Below are 17,611 nucleotides of genomic sequence, written 5' to 3' on the forward strand. Positions count from 1 at the left end.
TTTAAGTTTAAATGCACGAGTTAGGACGCCTAGAGCAAATTTTACGTCATGGAGATATGAGGAGAGATTGTGATGCGACACCCTTTGGTAGATTTGGCATGTAAAGAGTTTTTTAATAAGTCGCATATTGAAGAATTACTGATCACGGGAAAAGCTTCCTCACTTGAAGAGCAGGAATTCAAGGAGCAGGCTGATAAGTTTGTGCGAAATATTGAGCAGTACCCACATGCATTTGTGCTGGCTTGTCTAATGGACACCGGAGTTGATGCTGATGTTGCTTGGACTATTCCTTATAAGGCATTTATGAAGCTTGGAACCTTTGAGATACTAGACCTTTATAGGCTCAGTGAGCAGGAATATGCTAGGATGTTCAGTGGTGAGAAGAAGTGGCATCGATACCCTGCTATAAAAGCAAAAGTTTTTCATGATGCCGTACATAAAATTGTTGATACAAAGTTCCTGGATGGAGATGTTTCGAAAATTTGGGCTGGCAAGCCCAGTAGTCACGATGTGGTGCTTCGTTTTATGGATTTCAAAGGCTGTGGCTTCAAGATCGCAAACATGGCAGCCAATATTTTATACAGATACTTTAGAGTGGAGTTTTCTAATTATAGTTTTATTGATATTGCACCTGATGTTCATACAATGAGAGTATTCCAAAGGCTAGGATTTACACCTTATGGGGTTGATCTGGAGATTGCACGCATCTATACGATTGTAAAGGCTAGGGAGCTGAACCCGGAGTTTCCAGGAATTGTTAGCAATTTGTGCTGGAAGGTTGGCAGGAAATACTGTAATCCTCGTAACCCTAAGTGTAATATCTGCTCTTTCGCAGAATTCTGTAAAAAAGAAGTCAAAAGTGAGATTAATATTTGGACATAATGATTAGTGAGATGGGTTGATGAGCATAGATCAGCTAAATGATCTAATCTTGAAATCCTTAATCTAGATTTTGTTTGAATTGCCATTTCTACGTGTACTCTAAATTCGATTGGCGTAGAATTGGTTAGCCGTAAGGTCAAAAGGATGATGATAATGGATACACTTATATTTGGCATATCTGGTCTTCCACTAGGAAACGGTTCTACTAAATTTAATTATACTAGTGGGATAGAGTATGTTAAGTCAATGTGCCTTGATGCAATGGAGCTTCTTTTTGTCAGAAATGTTAATGTTACGGATAACAATAAGAGTCGAATATTAGAAGCTAAGTTAAAAAATGATTTTTACTTATCCGCACATGGCTCGCACTACATAAATTTAAATGCAAATGAGTTGGATAAACAGGAACAATCCATAGAAAGAATCTTGAAAGCTCAGGAAGGGTTGTCCAAAGTTGGGGGGCGGAGTCTAATTTTTCATCCAGGCTTCTATTTAGGAGACTCCAAAGAGGATGCGTATGATACCATTAGGGACAATTTATCACGCCTGCCCCTAACCGGGGTAGATTATAGATTAGAGACAACTGGAAAGGGGACACAATTCGGTACACTTGAGGAACTAGTGTCATTGTGTAAAGAAGTTAGCTCGTGTAAATTGTGTATTGATTTTTCACATATACACGCAAGATACAACGGCAAACTAAAGAGGTTTAACGATTTTGCAGCAATACTTCAGTATGTCTCGGATAAACTCGGAAAATCGGCTTTGGAAGATTTGCATATTCATATGGGAGGAGTAAATTACAATGAAAAAGGTGAACGGAACCATCTCCCATTGCTCCAAAGTGACTTTAATTATGTGGATTGTCTAAAGGCTATAAGGTACTTTAACGTAAAAGGTTGTATAATAGCTGAAGGTCCCATGGTGGAAAAAGATGCACTGTTACTAAAGGAAACCTTCGAAAAGTTTTGATTCGAGTTTAGATAATAGACAAACGTAGCAACTCGAATTATCCAAATCATGATTCCGACGATATTCGATTAACTCTATTTCCCCTTTGTTCCGCAAACCATAAGGTTTCATCTTTTCCCACAGTAATCACAGATATTAAAAGTAGATACAATCGGAATAGATAGGGACATAGTCAAATGCTCATAGGTGATAGGTTGAACGATGTTAGGTTCTAACATTTCCGGGTCAAATCGAACGATTTTATTAAAAAATATATTAATGTTCGATTTTCCCTTGACCTTCATGGCGCCTTCTTGTAAAATGAACTTAATAAATTCATAAGGAGTTCATATAACCGCGGAGATATGGTCCGCAAGTTTCTACCAGGCTGCCGTAAATGGCCTGACTATGAGCGAAAGTGTACCTAGGGCAATCCATTTGTACTAGTCAGAACGTATAACTTACAGTTGTATACTTTCTGGAAGCACAAGTGTAACTAAGGCGACCGCTGTCGCCTGAAGGCTTGGCGTTAGTCAAGTTTTCTTTGTCCGAGTGGTACAGGTTTGATTGACAAATCAAATTACACCGAAGGGATAAAAGCCCAGGCGGGTAGGTTTCACTCTGATTAAAGGGGGGAATTTGCCTTGCCTGGGTTTCTGTTTACGAAGAAAAGAGAGGGGCCGAAGATTAAATGAGCCAGATTGGTGTCATAATGGGAAGTGATTCAGATATTAAGATTATGGAGGACGCACTGACAGTTCTCCGTCAATTTGAACTTGATTTTGAGGTTAAAATTTCTTCAGCTCATAGGACATTGGAAAGAACCGTGGAATGGGTGAAAGATTTTGAAGCCCAAGGAGGAAAACTTATCATTGCTGCTGCAGGGCTAGCCGCCCACTTGCCAGGGGTTGTAGCGGGATCAACGATTTTACCTGTTATCGGTGTTCCTCTGAGCAGTGGTGCCATGGAAGGTATTGACGCTCTTTACTCCATCGTGCAAATGCCCCCAGGGATTCCTGTTGCGACCGTGGGCATTGGTGCGGCACGTAATGCGGCGTTGCTTGCAGTGCAAATACTAGCGGTTCAGGATGAAGTATTGAGCAATAAAGTTAAAAATTACCGCGCCCAAATGTTGAAGGATATCGAGGCCAAGGACGAAGCGTTGCAATTAAGATTAAGCAAAGGGATTTGAGGAGCAAATCAAGAAATTACTTCATATATAATTTACAATTCCATCTGCGTTTAGTTGAAAATAGAACCACGAGCCAAGAAAGGAGATTAGAGTATGATCGAACGATATACGCTTCCTGAAATGGGAGAGATTTGGACAGACGAACATCGTCTAACCTTATGGTTAAAAATAGAGATTGCAGCTTGCGAAGGATGGGCCAAACTTGGCAAGATTCCGAATGAAGCTGTTGAGGTCATTCGAGAGAAGGCTTCTTTTTCTTGGGAAAGGGTACAAGCCTTAGAAGAAGTGACTCAACATGATGTGTTGGCTTTCTTGACCAATGTTGCAGAGAATGTGGGAGATGAAGCAAAACACATTCATTTAGGCCTAACGTCTTCAGATGTCCTGGATACGGCGTTGTCTCTGCAATTAGTTGAAGCGTCCGATATATTGTTAATTAAGATGGAGGGGTTGGAAGCTGTCCTGCGCCGCAGAGCGTTAGAACATCGCGACACAATTATGATGGGACGAACTCATGGGATTCATGCCGAACCGATTACTTTAGGTTTAAAGTTCGCTTTGTGGTATGACGAAATTAGACGCCAAAAAAGGCGCTTAGCCTTCGCTCGTGAGGAGATACGGGTAGGGAAAATTTCTGGAGCAGTAGGTACATTTGCCAATGTTGATCCTCAAGTTGAAGCGCATGTTTGTCAAGTACTTCAATTAGAGCCAGCTCTAATCTCGACTCAAATATTACAACGCGATCGACACGCGTGTTATATGACGACACTCGCTGGAATCGCCAGTTCACTGGATAAAATGGCAACCGAGATTCGGAATTTACAGCGTACGGATGTTCATGAGGTAGAAGAAGCCTTTGGAAAAGGTCAAAAAGGCTCCTCGGCGATGCCCCACAAGAAAAACCCCATCACGCCTGAAAGAATTTGTGGCATGGCCCGAGTTGTTCGTGCGAATGCCCAAGTAGCCTTGGAAAACGTAGCCTTATGGCATGAGCGGGATATCTCCCACTCTTCTGCTGAACGAATGATCTTACCAGATAGCACCATCGCCTTAGACTATATGCTCCATAAGATGACTCAGCTAATAGACCGTCTGGAGGTTTTTCCAGAGCAAATGAAAACGAACATTGATAAGGGATACGGTTTAATTTTTTCTCAACGCGTGATGTTATCCTTAGTTGAGAAGGGCGTCAGTCGAGAAACGGCGTATGCTCAGGTACAACGCAATGCCATGGAAGCCTGGAATACAAAAGAGCAATTTCAAAACCTACTTAATCGAGATGCCAGTGTACGGGAATACTTAAATGAGCAAGAGATTGCAGCTTTGTTTGATTATGATTACCATACTAAGCACGTAGCGGATATTTTCCAACGGTTAGGTCTAATATAGGGATAAATCCAAGCAAGTGAATGTAGGGGTAAACGGGGTAAACCCAAGCAAGCCGGTGAGTGTAGGAGCACGGAGAGCAAAATTAGGTCCCTAAATTGAAAGGAGTACGATTAATATTATGGAAAAGTTAGAATTGCGATATGAGGGAAAAGCAAAAAGAGTATATGCTACAGATCAAAGCGAGTATTTTTGGGTAGCCTATAAAGATGATGCGACTGCTTTAAACGGAAAGAAAAAAGGACAGATTGCGGATAAGGGTGAGGTCAATAATCAATTATCGGCGCTCTTCTTTGAAGAGATAGAAAAAGCGGGTATCTTAACCCATTTTGTAAAGGTTTTAAGCGATCGGGATATGCTCGTGCGCTGTTTAGACATGATCCCTCTCGAGGTCGTTGTGCGTAATATTGTGGCTGGTAGTTTAGCTCAGCGTCTTGGGGTGGAGGAGGGCTTTGTTCTCTCTCAACCAGTTGTGGAATTGTACTATAAAGATGATGAACTCGGTGACCCATTGGTTAATGAGTCCCATGTTGCTGCGATGGGATGGGCAAGTGACGCAAATACTAAAGAAATTCAAGTCTTGGGTTTAGAAATTAACAAAATATTACGGGCTATTTTAGTCAAAGCGGGAATAGATCTGATTGACTTTAAACTCGAGTTTGGGGTCCTAGATGGAAAAGTATATCTAGGTGATGAAATATCTCCAGATACCTGCCGATATTGGGATATGGAAACACGCGAAAAGTTGGACAAGGATCGCTTCCGGAGGGATCTCGGAGGAGTCGAAGAAGCTTATCAAGAAGTCTTTCGAAGGGTGAAAAAGGTCCTCGCAAAGGCTTAAAGTAATAGTCATCATTCAAGTGTAACCCTGTAGTTTGAAGTCACAGTGATCTTGAAATTGGAGTATCACGACTAAATGAATGAGTCAGGATGCACGAAAGATGTTGGTTGCGCGGAAAGCACTGGACAAAGTAGAGAGGGCGGCTGAACGTGTTTGAATTTGGAGAGGACAAGCTGAAAGATGAATGTGGCGTCTTTGGAATCTACGCTCCCGATCAGGAGGTAGCCCGTTTAACTTACTACGGACTTTATGCTTTACAGCATCGTGGGCAGGAAAGTGCCGGAATCGCAGTTTCGGATGGACGGAGCATTTCTGTGCATAAAGGAATGGGTTTGGTGTCGGAAGTGTTTTCGGACAGAGTTGTGGATCGTTTGAAGGGGAAAATGGCGATCGGACATGTTCGTTACTCCACGACAGGGTCAAGTCTCCTTGCTAATGCTCAGCCCTTGGTAGTACATTATCAAAAAGGGATGATGGCCTTGGCGCATAATGGGAATTTAACAAATGCTTTAGAACTTCGAGAAGAACTGGGGAAAAACGGAGCAGTTTTCCAAACGACTGTGGATAGTGAAGTGATTATCAATCTTATTACTCGATATCGCAGGGACTCCTTGGAGAATGCGCTCGTTAAGACGATGATGGACCTCCGTGGAGCATATGCTTTGGTTATTTTGGCAGAGGATAAACTGTTTGGACTTAGAGATGCTCATGGGGTTCGTCCCTTATGTGTTGGGCGAATCGGAGACAGGTACTGCCTAGCTTCAGAAAGTTGCGCACTTGATACCATTGGCGCAGAGTTTATCAGGGATGTTGAACCTGGCGAGATTGTGGTGATTGATGAAGAGGGTTTACATTCGCGCCAGGCACTTTCTAAGACTGCTCGTTCGTCATGTGCTTTTGAATACATCTATTTTGCTCGACCGGATAGTAGTATAGATCAGTTGAACGTCTCGGCTAGCCGACGTCAGATGGGAATAGAACTTGCTCGTGAGTGCCCGATTGAGGCGGATGTAGTGATTGCAGTCCCAGACTCAGGGACTGCCTCTGCCTTGGGGTACGCCACGGCACTGGGGATTCCTTTCGGAGAAGGGCTTATCAAAAACCGCTATGTCGGTCGTACCTTCATTCAACCGACTCAGGCAATGAGAGAAGTGGGCGTTCGTCTCAAGCTTAATGCTAACGTGAGCGTCCTGAAAGATAAACGCGTCGTGATGATTGATGATTCGATCGTCCGCGGCACGACTAGTTGCAAGCTGGTGGATATGGTCAAGAAAGCAGGGGCCAAAGAAGTACATTTCTTAATCAGTTCTCCTCCGGTAGCCTATCCGTGTTACTATGGGATTGACACGGCGGAACGGGAAAAACTAATTGCTAATCAATTGGATATCGAAGGAATTCGAAAGTTTATCGGGGCAGATTCCCTGCATTATATCTCCGAAGAAGGCTTGCTGCGGGCACTTGGCACGGAAGCTGTTTGTTTGGCTTGTTTTAATGGAAAGTATCCTATCCCAGTTTCCAACTTGGACAGGGGTAAAAACGATTTTGAAATACAGAAATGCTAGGAGGAATAGACGTTGGGATACTCTTACAAAGACGCGGGCGTCAACATTCAAGCGGGGAATGAAGTTGTAGAGCGCATAAAGCCAGCAGTCGCTCGAACACTTCGTCCGGAAGTCCTTGGCGGGCTTGGCGGATTTGGCGGACTTTTCAAACTGGATCTGGAAAAATATCCAGACCCAGTTCTTGTATCTGGAACAGATGGGGTGGGGACTAAGCTACGCCTCGCTTTCCAAATGAATAAGCATGATAGCATCGGACAAGATGCAGTTGCTATGTGTGTCAATGATATCTTGGTTCAGGGCGCAGAACCTTTGTTTTTTCTGGATTATCTGGCCGTTGGTAAAGTAGAGCCTGGGCGCGTTGCTGAAGTAGTCGGCGGGGTTGCTAAAGGGTGCGAAATGGCAGGATGCTCCCTAATCGGAGGGGAAACGGCAGAAATGCCTGGTTTCTATGCCGAGGATGAATATGATATTGCTGGGTTCTCAGTGGGCGTCGTGAATCGTAATCAGCTGATTGATGGCTCGAAAATCCAGGCTGGGGATGTGCTCATTGGCTTAGCATCTACCGGACTTCATAGTAACGGGTTTTCTTTAGCACGTAAGATCTTTGAAGCTTACTCTTTAGAGAAAGTGTTCCCAGAGTTAGGGGAAGCACTCGGGGAAACCTTGCTTCGACCGACTAGGATTTATGTTAAGTCGATTTTACCGCTCCTTGCAGGGGGAGAAATCTTGGGTATGGCCCATATTACTGGGGGAGGGTTAACGGACAATATTCCCCGTGTCTTGCCTCCAGGTTTAGGTGTTCAGATCAATACTTCGACTTGGGAACATCCTCCAATCTTCACCTTGATGCAACGTCTGGGAGATGTGGCTTGGCCAGAAATGTATCGGACCTTTAACATGGGCGTTGGGTTTGTCATTATTGTTCACCCAGAAGAGGCGGACAAAATCTGTCAGCAACTCGTTGAGTTGGGGGAAAATTGCTTTGTTATGGGCAGTGTTGTATCTGGAGAAGGGGTGGCCTATTGAGGACTGCAGTACTGGCTTCGGGGCGTGGGAGCAATTTACAAGCCCTGCTAGACGAATGTAGTAATGGTAGTCTTCCAATAGAAATTGTAGGTGTGGGGTCAGACCAACCAGGAGCAGCTGCCCTAGAGCGATCTCAGGCTGTAGGAATCCCTACTCGCGTATTTCAAGTGAGTGATTACCCTCATCGTCAAGCTCAAGAGGAGGATATCCTGATCTGGATGCGCGAGAACCGAGTGGAACTTTTACTCCTAGCAGGATATATGAAGGTGTTAGGTCCTCAGTTTATTCGCCAGGCCAATTTTCCGGTCATGAATATCCATCCTTCCTTGCTTCCCGCATTTCCCGGACTTCATGCTCAGCGTCAGGCTCTTGAGTATGGGGTCAAAGTAAGTGGGTGCACGGTGCATTTAGTGGATGAGGGTTTAGATAGTGGACCGATCATTTTGCAGGAAGCGGTACCTGTGTTGTCAGAGGATACAGAAGAGAGTTTGGCGCAGAGAATTTTAGAGGTGGAGCATCGACTCTATCCAGAGGCCGTCCGTTTGTTGGTTTTAGGAAAGGTAGTACGGACTGGGCGCCGAGTTCAGATTTTGCAGCAGGAGGTTATTTAGATGAAGAAAAGGGCCTTAATCAGCGTTTCAGATAAGACTGGGATTGTTGCTTTTGCTCATGAACTTGTGGAGTTAGGCTTTGAATTGATTTCTACCGGAGGAACCTACAAAGCACTGGACGAAGCTAATATCTCTGTTAAATATGTGAGTGAGATCACGGGATTTCCAGAAGTACTGGATGGCCGTGTAAAAACACTTCACCCATTAATTCACGGTGGTATTTTAGCAAGAGATAGTGCGGGTCATCGTGAACAAATGGAGAAAAATGGAATTAGTTTTATCGATTTAGTGGTTGTCAATCTTTATCCATTTCGAGAAACCATTGCCAAGCCTGGCGTGACGTTTGAAGAGGCAATTGAAAATATTGATGTCGGCGGACCGACGATGGTGCGTGCTGCAGCGAAAAACCACGGACGGGTCACCGTTCTCGTCAACCCAGAATCCTATGGAGAAGTTTTGGATGTGCTACGCGAAGCGGGAACCGTTTCGGCTGGCATGCGCAAGAGACTTGCAGCCGAAGCCTTCGCACATACTGCCGAGTATGATCGTCTTATTGCCAGTTACTTAGAACGGCAAATAGAAACCGCTAGCGGTTTTCCGAAGACACTCCGCTTTACGGCTCAAAAAGTACAAGAGCTGCGTTATGGAGAGAACCCTCAGCAAAAGGCAGCGTTTTATATTAACTCGGAAGCTGGAGAGGGAACTCTGGGCAACGGGAAACAACTACAGGGGAAGGAACTTTCCTACAATAACTGGGTAGATATGGATGCTGCTTGGAAGATTGTGCGCGAGTTTGAATCATGCGCAGCTACGATTATCAAGCACACGAACCCTTGCGGAGTTGCTCTGGGCAAGACACCAGTTGAGGCGTATGAGACAGCTTATGCAGCTGATCCACTGTCCGCCTATGGCGGAATTGTGGCTTTTAATCGAGTCGTCGATACAACCTGTGCCGAGGCGCTAAAAGAGCGTTTTTATGAAGTGATTATCGCCCCAGAATTTAGTCCGGAAGCTCGGCAAATTCTTAGCTCAAAAGCAAACCTACGGCTTTTTGTAGTCGGAAGAGGAGACGCTAGTAAAATCAAAGCGGGCTGGGCCCTTAGAAGTATCGACGGGGGTTATCTTGTCCAAGAGGTTGATCGTGGAACAACGTCGGGTAGCGAATGGGACTTTGTTACAGATATAAAACCTACTGAAGAGGATCTATTAGCATTGAATTTTGCTTGGCGGGTCGTGAAGCATGTCAAGTCGAATGCCATAGTGGTGACTGATCATCGGCAAACTCTTGGAGTTGGAGCAGGACAAATGAATCGGGTAGGATCCGTCAAGATTGCCATTGAACAAGCTGGAGCTGACGTTAAAGGCGCCTATTTGGCTTCCGATGCTTTCTTTCCTTTCCCAGATTCGATTGAAGAGGCAGCTAAGGCTGGGATCCGGGCAATCGTACAGCCAGGAGGATCTATCCATGATGCTGCGGTCATCGAGGCAGCCAATCGGCTAAATATTATCATGGTGTTTACTCATCGGCGGCATTTTCAACATTGATTAAATCGTCGTAGGGATTCATGAATTACCCCTACACGGCGGTCGTAAACGCAATGCTTGAGGCAAAAGGTATTATCCTAGCCTATTATCGAGAAGACGAGGTGGAATAGTGGGTAACAAACGAGTTTTAATCGTAGGTAATGGAGGACGGGAACATGCGTTGGCTTGGAAATTGGCGCAAAGTCCAGACCTTGAACGTCTCTTTGTTGCGCCAGGAAATGCAGGGACCGTGTTGTGGAATGTACCCATTTCGGCTCAGGACATTTCGGGGTTATTAGAGTTTGCGCTCAAGGAGAAGATTGATTTAACCCTGGTTGGTCCAGAAGACCCGTTAAGCTTAGGGATCGTGGATGCCTTTCAGGAGGCTGGTCTGAGGATTTTTGGACCGAGCAAGGCTGCAGCTCAGCTAGAGGGAAGCAAATCCTTTGCCAAAATTATTATGGAAAGTGCAAAGATCCCTACAGCTGAGTGGAAGATGTTTGAAGACACAGAACAAGCGAAAACCTATGTTAGAACTATAGGAGCCCCCTGTGTTTTAAAGGCAGATGGCTTAGCAGCGGGTAAGGGTGTCATTGTAGCGATGGATTTGGAAACAGCACTGCAGGCCGTTGATGAAATCATGGAGGGCGGTTTTGGAACCGCTGGTAAAAAACTTGTCATTGAAGAATTCCTAGAAGGGCAAGAAGTGAGCTTGCTGTGCTTTTCTGATGGAGTAACGGCGTACCCTATGGTTCCAGTTCAGGATCACAAGCGGGCCTTAGACGGTGACCTAGGACTTAATACTGGAGGAATGGGAACCTATAGCCCTCCTCCGATTTGGACTGCTGAGATTGAAGCCAACGTTATGCGTGACCTTGTTTCTCCGACCTTAACGGTGATGCGCGAACGTGGGACTCCATTTCTAGGGGTACTATTTTTAGGTCTAATGCTCACGGAACGGGGCCCAAAACTCCTGGAATACAATGTCCGGTTTGGAGATCCAGAAACCCAAGTGGTGATGAAACGACTAGAATCAGATCTTTTACCTATTCTTTGGGCGTGTACAGAGGGGCGATTGTCAGAAGCCCAGCTGGAGTGGAAAGAGGATGTCGCAGTTTGCGTTGTGATGGCGGCTCCAGGTTATCCTTTAGCCTATACTAAAGGGGTTCCTATCCACTTACCAGAACTCAAGGAACAGGATTCGGTTATCTTTCATGCAGGTACTGGAATCAGCGAGGGCCAACTTGTAAGTACTGGCGGACGGGTGTTAGGAATCACTGCCGAAGGTAAAACCCTTCATGAGGCTAGGGAAAAGGCATATGTGCTGGTGGATAAAATCCAGTTTCCGAATGCCCATTTTCGTCGAGATATCGGGGTAAAGGGTCTTGTGCCTAGTTAACAAAGTATTTATCTGTGAAAATCTTGTATGACTACATTTTATAACTAGAGACTTCTCATTGATTCGTGGAATCTTTGGGAGGTCTTTTTTTATTCGGGGGTCTTTGTTACCCCCTGGCATACTTATTGCATGTTAATTTGTTGCAGGGAACTATATTTCCTAGTTTTACTTATTGTGGAGGTGAGAGTTTAAAACTAAGTTATTCAGACAATTATATTACTCCGAGCTGCATTATCTAAGGTAAGACTATGGTAGCGCGGCCTGGGCTTCTAGCCCACAGGGTTGTAAGGGAAATCTTGCAGCCTCCATGCATGGAAAGGAGAGCATAAAATAAATTCAGTCTGCTTCTGTATTTCCATAAAAAACTGAAGCATTTTATTTAAGTAAAGGATTTTTAAATTTATTAAATTTGAATACAAACGTCAAAATGGAAGGAAGTGCTTAAATTGCTGGCAATAAGAGTAGAAGATGCAGTCGGGACTGTTTTATGCCACGATCTCACCAAAATCGTTCCAGGCAAGATTAAGGAGGCTACCTTTAAAAAGGGCCAGGTAATAACTGAAAAAGACATTTCAGAGCTTCTTAAAATGGGGAAATCCCACGTTTATGTCTGGGAAGTGAAAAAGGACCAGGTGCATGAAGACGATGCTGCCATCCGGCTTAGTCGGGCATTAGGGGGCCATGGGATCAGCTTTACTGAACCCAAGGAAGGAAAAGTTAGTCTCATTGCAGATTTTGATGGTATGTGTACGATCAACGAAGATTTACTATTCCAGGTAAATATGCTTGAAGATATGGTGGTCGCTACTCGAAGCAATCGAAGACCTGTAAAAAAAGGGGATATGATTGCAGGCATTCGAGTGGTGCCATTAGTGATCCATGAGAATAAGCTTCAAACGGTGGAGCACTTGAGTGGGGGCCAGGCGACGATAAGTGTAAAACCCTTTCATTCTCTCAAAGTGGGGATTATTACCACGGGTAGCGAGGTATATCATGGTCGTATTAAGGATGAATTTGGACCGGTGGTAAAGATAAAAATAGAATCATATGGGTGCAAGGTTTTTAAACAAATTATTGTTCCTGATGATGTAGAACAAATTTCTGCAGCGATTCACAGCTTAAAAGCAGAGGGAGCTGAATTAATATTGACGACTGGGGGGATGTCGGTAGACCCAGATGATGTTACGCCCCGCTCTGTTCGAGAAGCTGGAGCCGAAATTATTACCTATGGAGCGCCTGTATTACCAGGAGCCATGTTGATGGTGGCCTACCTGGGAGATGTTACGATCCTCGGATTACCTGGATGCGTCATGTATCACAAGACCACCATATTCGACCTAATGATCCCATCGGTTCTTACAGGCGAAAGGATTACCAAAGCCATGGTGGCCAAGCTCGGCTTGGGAGGGCTTTGCTTGAATTGTAAGGTTTGCAGTTACCCTATCTGTACATTCGGCACCGGCGCTTAGTAGAAATAGGAGGGATAAGAATGAAGAATAACATCCAGTTGGAAGAAGCCCAAAATTTATTGTTAGATAGCATAACACCAGTTGGGAAATGCCTAGTAGCGTTGTTGGAAGCATCCGGAAGGGTTTTGAGTCAGGCCATTAAAGCAAGCACTAGCATTCCTCCATTCAGTAAGTCTGCATTAGATGGTTATGCTTTGATTGCTAGTGACACTCGGCAAGCAGAATCTTCTGCACCAGTTCAGCTTAGGGTAATTGAGGAAACTAGGGCTGGTTTTGTGGCTAAGGAAAAGGTTGTGTCTGGTACCACTATTAAAGTGATGACGGGTGCTCCCATTCCTTGCGGAGCTAACGCATTTATAAAATATGAGGATGTGATTAGAAACGGAGATCTCATATCCATTTTCCGAGCCTTAAAAGCGCAAGATAATGTAATTATGATGGGAGATGACATCGAACGGGGAGAGGTGATTGCCCATAAAGGTAGTTTGGTTACGCCTCCCCTGGTCGCTTTACTGGCTGGGCTTGGTATAAGCCAGGTGCCAGTCTACGCAAAAGCAAAAATTGCTATTATGAGTACCGGAGATGAACTACTGGATCCATCAGAAGAACTACAACCAGGGAAGATATACAACAGTAGCCTTTATGGACTGATGGCACGATGCAGTGAGATGGGAGCTCAACCTCTAGATTTGGGGATTGTACCTGATGAAATAGAAGCCACCACTGTTCGGATATCAAGAGGTCTGGAGAAAGCAGATATCGTGGTAAGCACTGGCGGTGTTTCGGTTGGGGACTACGATGTCATGAAAGATGCGATGGTAGGTGCCGGTGCAGAGATTATTTTCTGGAAAGTTGCTATGAAGCCTGGATCGCCAGTCGTTGCAGCCGTCAAGGATAAAAAACTTATCATTGGTCTTTCGGGAAATCCAGCCGCGGCTATGGTGACCTTTGATTTGATTGTAATACCTCTAATAAAGAGGTTGATGGGAATAAATAATCCGCTGCCTGATAAAATCCAGGGAGTATTTGCGGATAACTTCTTGAAAGCAAGTTCCCAGAGGAGATTCCTGCGAGCGAAATTGGAGAGAAAAGATGGCGTTGATTGCCTGAAGCTTACCGGGGCTCAGGGTAATGGGGTATTAATGTCTATGATTGGTTGTAATGTTCTAGTCGATATACCTGCTGGTAGCGGTCCAGTAATATCTGGACAAAGTGTTTCTGGTCATATTGTGGGAAATATTACTGATGCTTTTCATAAAGAACCTGCCTTTACACAATCGGTTGTATCTTCTATTTAACAGGCATTTACTTTCTTCTCTTCTCTTCTCTGTGGTTGACCCTAGGTGCAGGAGCTAGGTATTTTGGCAAAAGTGATACAATAATACGTTTTAGGTGATAAGTAAATGAATCAAAAGAAAAAAGCGCCCCTTAGGCGCTTTTTTCTTTTGATCTAGAAAACGTGATACAAAAATGTATCTTCGTAAATAGAAGCCATTGTTTATAAGTGAGCATCTATCAGATTGTCTTGCTTGGCATAGTTATTGCAATGAGTATCAAAAGGAGAGCCCTTTTACGAGAATTAAACATTATATTAAAAAGAAGGTGAAATAGTGAAAAAGGTTGAGTTTAAAGATGTTAAACAATATCAGGCGTTGAAGCACTTCAATATGTCGGCGTTTAGACTACAAGGCAAAGAAGAAACAGGCGCGGAGAAGTTCTGGATGGGTCTATCCCATTTTCTCCCAGGTGGAGGGGCAGAATACGACGCATCCCCAACAGAGAAGGTCTATTTTGTTCTAGAAGGGGAAGTGACCGTGAAAAATGAGACGGAAACCATTGTCTTAAGAGCTTGGGATTCAATTCATATTGGACCTAATGAGGGAAGAGAACTGATTAATGCCTCGAACAAGCCCGCAAGTATGCTGGTAGTGATCAACTACCCAGAGAAATAGAAATTGATTTAACGCTATTGGAGGTAAGAAGTAATGGAACAAACGGTTGAAGACCTCAGGAATATGTTTAATTTAAAGGGTCAGGTGGCTGTTGTCACAGGTGGAGCAGGCGCACTGGGGAGCGCTATGGCACTTGGCATGGCTGCCTATGGGGCAAATGTTGTCGTCACAGGCAGAACGTTATCTACACTTGAAACAACGGTAAGCGAACTCGAAAAACTGGGTGTCGAGTCCTTGGCCGTGGCCTGCGATACAAGCAAGAAAGAGGATGTAGAAAACCTAGTCAAGGCGACCATGGCGATGTTTGGAAAAATCGATATTTTGGTCACCGCTGCTGGAATTGCTAAACGTTTCCCTGCCGAGGATTTTCCAGTCGAGGATTTTGACCAGGTTATGGACGTTAATGTCAAAGGCACGTTCTTATGTTGTCAGGCAGTTGGTCGAGTGATGAAGGAACAAGGAGGCGGGAAGATCATTACCGTTTCGTCGGTAAGAGCCTTCGCCGGACATCCGGGTGGTTACGCAGCGTATGGTACAAGTAAAGGTGCGATCAATGCCTTGACCAAGCAACTTGCTACCGAATGGGCTAAATATAACATCAACGTAAACTCTATTGCACCCACGATTTTATGGACACCACTAACCCAACCAGTACTGGAAGATGAAAAGCTCAAACAGATTTTCTTATCCCGAATTCCGATGGGGAGGCCGGCGAAAACAGACGATATGGTCGGCAGTACTGTATTCCTTGCATCTGCTGCATCCGATTTTATCACGGGGCAGATTCTATACGTCGATGGTGGATGTACAGCAGGGTGATGGTTGAGGAGGTAGGCACTTGGAGAACAAAACTATGAAGAAGATAACTATCGTAGGGACAGGGTTGATGGGGAGCGGCATAGCTCAGATTTTTGCCACCAGAAACTATAATGTAACGTTGCTAGATACTCAGGAAAAATCCTTATCCCAAGCTATAGAGAACATCCGAACTAACTTGAGCCTAATGGCACAGAATGGCATTGGAAATCAAAGCGAAATTGAGCCGGCTATCAACAATATACAGCTAACGATGGATCTGGAAGAAGCCGTTAGGGACGCCGATTTTGTCTTTGAATGTGTTTCCGAAAACTTAGAACTAAAACAAGCGCTCTTTTGTCAAATGGACGCTATCTGTCCGAAAGAAACTATTTTAGCTACCAATACATCCGTGATCAGTATTACAGAGATCGCCCAAAAGGCGGAGCATCATCCGGAAAGAATTGTCGGAACGCATTTTTGGAATCCACCGTTTCTAATTCCCCTGGTGGAAGTCATCCGAGCTAAAAACACGTCCGACGAAGTGTTTGAAGCCACCTTTGAACTGTTATCAAACGTAGGAAAACATCCTGTTCGAGTTAACAAGGACGTGCCTGGATTTGTGGCCAACCGGTTGCAACATGCGCTCTGGAGAGAAGCTATTTCTATTGTAGAACACGGAATTGCTGATGCGAGTACGGTTGATGAGTGTGTACGCTACGGCTTTGGATTAAGGCTTCCCGTGCTCGGACCCTTAGAAAACGCCGATATGGTAGGAACTGATCTGACCTTGGCAATCCACGACTATATTCTAAAGGATCTGGAAAGCTCGCCAGAACCCTCTCCACTCTTGAGAGAGAAAGTTGTAAACGGAGAGCTTGGTTTTAAGACGGGTAAGGGCTTTAGTGATTGGTCTGCAGTGGACGTAGAAAGTTCACGCAAGGGCTTGATCGAGTATTTATTAAGGCAATTAAGACCTATCGAATAACCTAAAACACCAAAATAATGGAGGAATTTTAAATGGGGAAAAAAGTATGTGTAGATTTAAGTCATCCATTCAGCGCCGACATGCCCGTATGGCCGTATTTTGCAAAACCTAAAATTGATACCATGCATAACCTTGCAAAAAGCGGAGTACTAACTCAAAAAATAGATGTTGTTATGCATTGTGGTACACATGCAGATGCACCCCGTCATGTTATGGAATACGATTTTGATGGTAAACGTGCACGTTATACCCACGAGCTTCCGGTTGATGCTTATTATGGCGATGCGGTCTGTCTGGATATAAAAATTGAGGACTGGGGGCTTATTAAAGCCTCACATCTTGACGACGCTTGCAAACGTGCAAATATCAAACCGGAAGAACTCAAAGGTATGGTTATTTGTTTAAGAACAGGTATGCACCTGAAATTTGATGATAGCAAAGATTATTATCATTATTCCTGCGGATGCGGCATAGAAGCAGGAAAATGGTTTGAGAAGTACCAACCCAAATGTGTAGCCATGGATCAGCAGGCCCTCGACCATCCTCTTCATACAACGATGGGTAAGAATGGTCCTTTGACATTAGCAATGAATCTTGCAGGTAAATCAGGCAAAACGATTACTGAAGAATACATTGAGAAATTTGGTATGGAGGCATATGCAGAATTCGAGAAGGATACTTACATCAAAACATTTGGTTTAGAAAGATATATGGAAGTGTATGGCAAGCTGGAAGCTGCCGGTCAGCCGGGAACCTGGGAGCCTTGCCATAAGTACATGATGGGCAACGGTATTGTAGGTGTGGAAAACCTCGGTGGAGATCTTGAAAAAGTTGTAGGCAAACGATTTAAATTCATGGCATTCCCAATTCGCTGGTACTTGGGCGACGGCGCTATGGTTCGCTGTGTTGCTGAAATAGATGAAGATGATTTGAATGATGTACCAGACAGAACTTACAAATTCGGTGGATTTTAATCCTAAATTCACGAAGCTGACATGAACGATGTACCTACAAGGGTCTATCGCTATGGAAC

General features: G+C 44.3%; 16 protein-coding genes and 2 riboswitches. All 16 genes read left to right on the top strand.

Annotated features, from left to right (window positions below; translation table 11 throughout):
* Positions 1-72: 72 nt before the first annotated feature.
* The 16 genes from E4K67_RS10350 to E4K67_RS10425 all read left to right on the top strand — a co-directional run bounded on the left by E4K67_RS10350 (position 73) and on the right by E4K67_RS10425 (position 17,552).
* The gene (locus E4K67_RS10350; RefSeq protein WP_135546318.1) at positions 73-882 is read left to right on the top strand and encodes an iron-sulfur cluster loop; all 810 of its coding nucleotides are present in this window, start codon (positions 73-75) and stop codon (positions 880-882) included.
* A 153-nt stretch (positions 883-1,035) separates the two neighbouring features.
* Positions 1,036-1,854, top strand: coding sequence for a TIM barrel protein (locus tag E4K67_RS10355; protein ID WP_135546319.1), 819 nt, complete (start codon positions 1,036-1,038; stop codon positions 1,852-1,854).
* 306 nt (positions 1,855-2,160) lie between these two features.
* Positions 2,161-2,262, top strand: a riboswitch (purine riboswitch).
* A 262-nt stretch (positions 2,263-2,524) separates the two neighbouring features.
* Positions 2,525-3,025 (top strand): 5-(carboxyamino)imidazole ribonucleotide mutase, encoded by a 501-nt coding sequence (gene purE / locus E4K67_RS10360; RefSeq protein ID WP_135546320.1) that lies wholly within the window; start codon positions 2,525-2,527, stop codon positions 3,023-3,025.
* Positions 3,026-3,118: 93 nt separating this feature from the next.
* Positions 3,119-4,414: an adenylosuccinate lyase gene (gene purB, locus E4K67_RS10365; protein WP_135546321.1), complete on the top strand. Its 1,296-nt coding sequence runs from the start codon at positions 3,119-3,121 to the stop codon at positions 4,412-4,414.
* Positions 4,415-4,532: 118 nt separating this feature from the next.
* Entirely contained in the window at positions 4,533-5,252 is a 720-nt protein-coding gene (gene purC / locus E4K67_RS10370; protein WP_135546322.1) for a phosphoribosylaminoimidazolesuccinocarboxamide synthase, read from the top strand.
* Positions 5,253-5,401: 149 nt separating this feature from the next.
* Positions 5,402-6,814 (top strand): amidophosphoribosyltransferase, encoded by a 1,413-nt coding sequence (gene purF / locus E4K67_RS10375; RefSeq protein WP_135546323.1) that lies wholly within the window; start codon positions 5,402-5,404, stop codon positions 6,812-6,814.
* A gap of 12 nt (positions 6,815-6,826) precedes the next feature.
* Complete coding sequence (purM, locus tag E4K67_RS10380; protein WP_135546324.1) at positions 6,827-7,840, top strand: phosphoribosylformylglycinamidine cyclo-ligase; 1,014 nt, start codon at positions 6,827-6,829, stop codon at positions 7,838-7,840.
* Positions 7,837-8,451 carry a phosphoribosylglycinamide formyltransferase gene (purN, locus tag E4K67_RS10385; RefSeq protein WP_135546325.1) on the top strand — a complete coding sequence of 205 codons (615 nt, stop codon included), beginning with the start codon at positions 7,837-7,839 and terminating at the stop codon, positions 8,449-8,451. The genes purM and purN overlap by 4 nt, the downstream gene beginning before the upstream one ends.
* Positions 8,452-9,996, top strand: a complete 1,545-nt coding sequence (gene purH, locus E4K67_RS10390; protein WP_135546326.1) for a bifunctional phosphoribosylaminoimidazolecarboxamide formyltransferase/IMP cyclohydrolase — start codon at positions 8,452-8,454, stop codon at positions 9,994-9,996.
* 109 nt (positions 9,997-10,105) lie between these two features.
* Entirely contained in the window at positions 10,106-11,374 is a 1,269-nt protein-coding gene (gene purD, locus E4K67_RS10395) for a phosphoribosylamine--glycine ligase (RefSeq protein WP_135546327.1), read from the top strand.
* Between the two features lie 207 nt (positions 11,375-11,581).
* A riboswitch (molybdenum cofactor riboswitch) is annotated at positions 11,582-11,712 on the top strand.
* 108 nt (positions 11,713-11,820) lie between these two features.
* On the top strand, positions 11,821-12,843 hold the full coding sequence (locus E4K67_RS10400; protein WP_135546328.1) for a molybdopterin-binding protein: 1,023 nt from the start codon (positions 11,821-11,823) through the stop codon (positions 12,841-12,843).
* Positions 12,844-12,863: 20 nt separating this feature from the next.
* On the top strand, positions 12,864-14,141 hold the full coding sequence (locus tag E4K67_RS10405) for a molybdopterin molybdotransferase MoeA (protein WP_135546329.1): 1,278 nt from the start codon (positions 12,864-12,866) through the stop codon (positions 14,139-14,141).
* A 312-nt stretch (positions 14,142-14,453) separates the two neighbouring features.
* Positions 14,454-14,795: a cupin domain-containing protein gene (locus E4K67_RS10410; RefSeq protein WP_135546330.1), complete on the top strand. Its 342-nt coding sequence runs from the start codon at positions 14,454-14,456 to the stop codon at positions 14,793-14,795.
* A 33-nt stretch (positions 14,796-14,828) separates the two neighbouring features.
* A complete protein-coding gene (locus tag E4K67_RS10415) occupies positions 14,829-15,614 on the top strand; it encodes an SDR family NAD(P)-dependent oxidoreductase (RefSeq protein WP_135546331.1) in 786 nt (261 codons plus the stop codon).
* 19 nt (positions 15,615-15,633) lie between these two features.
* Positions 15,634-16,578 carry a 3-hydroxyacyl-CoA dehydrogenase family protein gene (locus E4K67_RS10420; RefSeq protein ID WP_243454410.1) on the top strand — a complete coding sequence of 315 codons (945 nt, stop codon included), beginning with the start codon at positions 15,634-15,636 and terminating at the stop codon, positions 16,576-16,578.
* Between the two features lie 32 nt (positions 16,579-16,610).
* A complete protein-coding gene (locus E4K67_RS10425; RefSeq protein ID WP_135546332.1) occupies positions 16,611-17,552 on the top strand; it encodes a cyclase family protein in 942 nt (313 codons plus the stop codon).
* Positions 17,553-17,611: the final 59 nt, after the last annotated feature.

Origin of the sequence: Desulfosporosinus fructosivorans, from assembly GCF_004766045.1 — a bacterium.
Classification (GTDB): domain Bacteria; phylum Bacillota; class Desulfitobacteriia; order Desulfitobacteriales; family Desulfitobacteriaceae; genus Desulfosporosinus; species Desulfosporosinus fructosivorans.

Coding starts and splice junctions, on each gene's coding strand:
- E4K67_RS10350 (WP_135546318.1), top strand. CDS start 73: ATGCGACACCCTTTGGTAGATTTGGCATGTAAAGAGTTTTTTAATAAG.
- E4K67_RS10355 (WP_135546319.1), top strand. CDS start 1,036: ATGGATACACTTATATTTGGCATATCTGGTCTTCCACTAGGAAACGGT.
- purE (WP_135546320.1), top strand. CDS start 2,525: ATGAGCCAGATTGGTGTCATAATGGGAAGTGATTCAGATATTAAGATT.
- purB (WP_135546321.1), top strand. CDS start 3,119: ATGATCGAACGATATACGCTTCCTGAAATGGGAGAGATTTGGACAGAC.
- purC (WP_135546322.1), top strand. CDS start 4,533: ATGGAAAAGTTAGAATTGCGATATGAGGGAAAAGCAAAAAGAGTATAT.
- purH (WP_135546326.1), top strand. CDS start 8,452: ATGAAGAAAAGGGCCTTAATCAGCGTTTCAGATAAGACTGGGATTGTT.
- E4K67_RS10405 (WP_135546329.1), top strand. CDS start 12,864: ATGAAGAATAACATCCAGTTGGAAGAAGCCCAAAATTTATTGTTAGAT.
- E4K67_RS10415 (WP_135546331.1), top strand. CDS start 14,829: ATGGAACAAACGGTTGAAGACCTCAGGAATATGTTTAATTTAAAGGGT.
- E4K67_RS10425 (WP_135546332.1), top strand. CDS start 16,611: ATGGGGAAAAAAGTATGTGTAGATTTAAGTCATCCATTCAGCGCCGAC.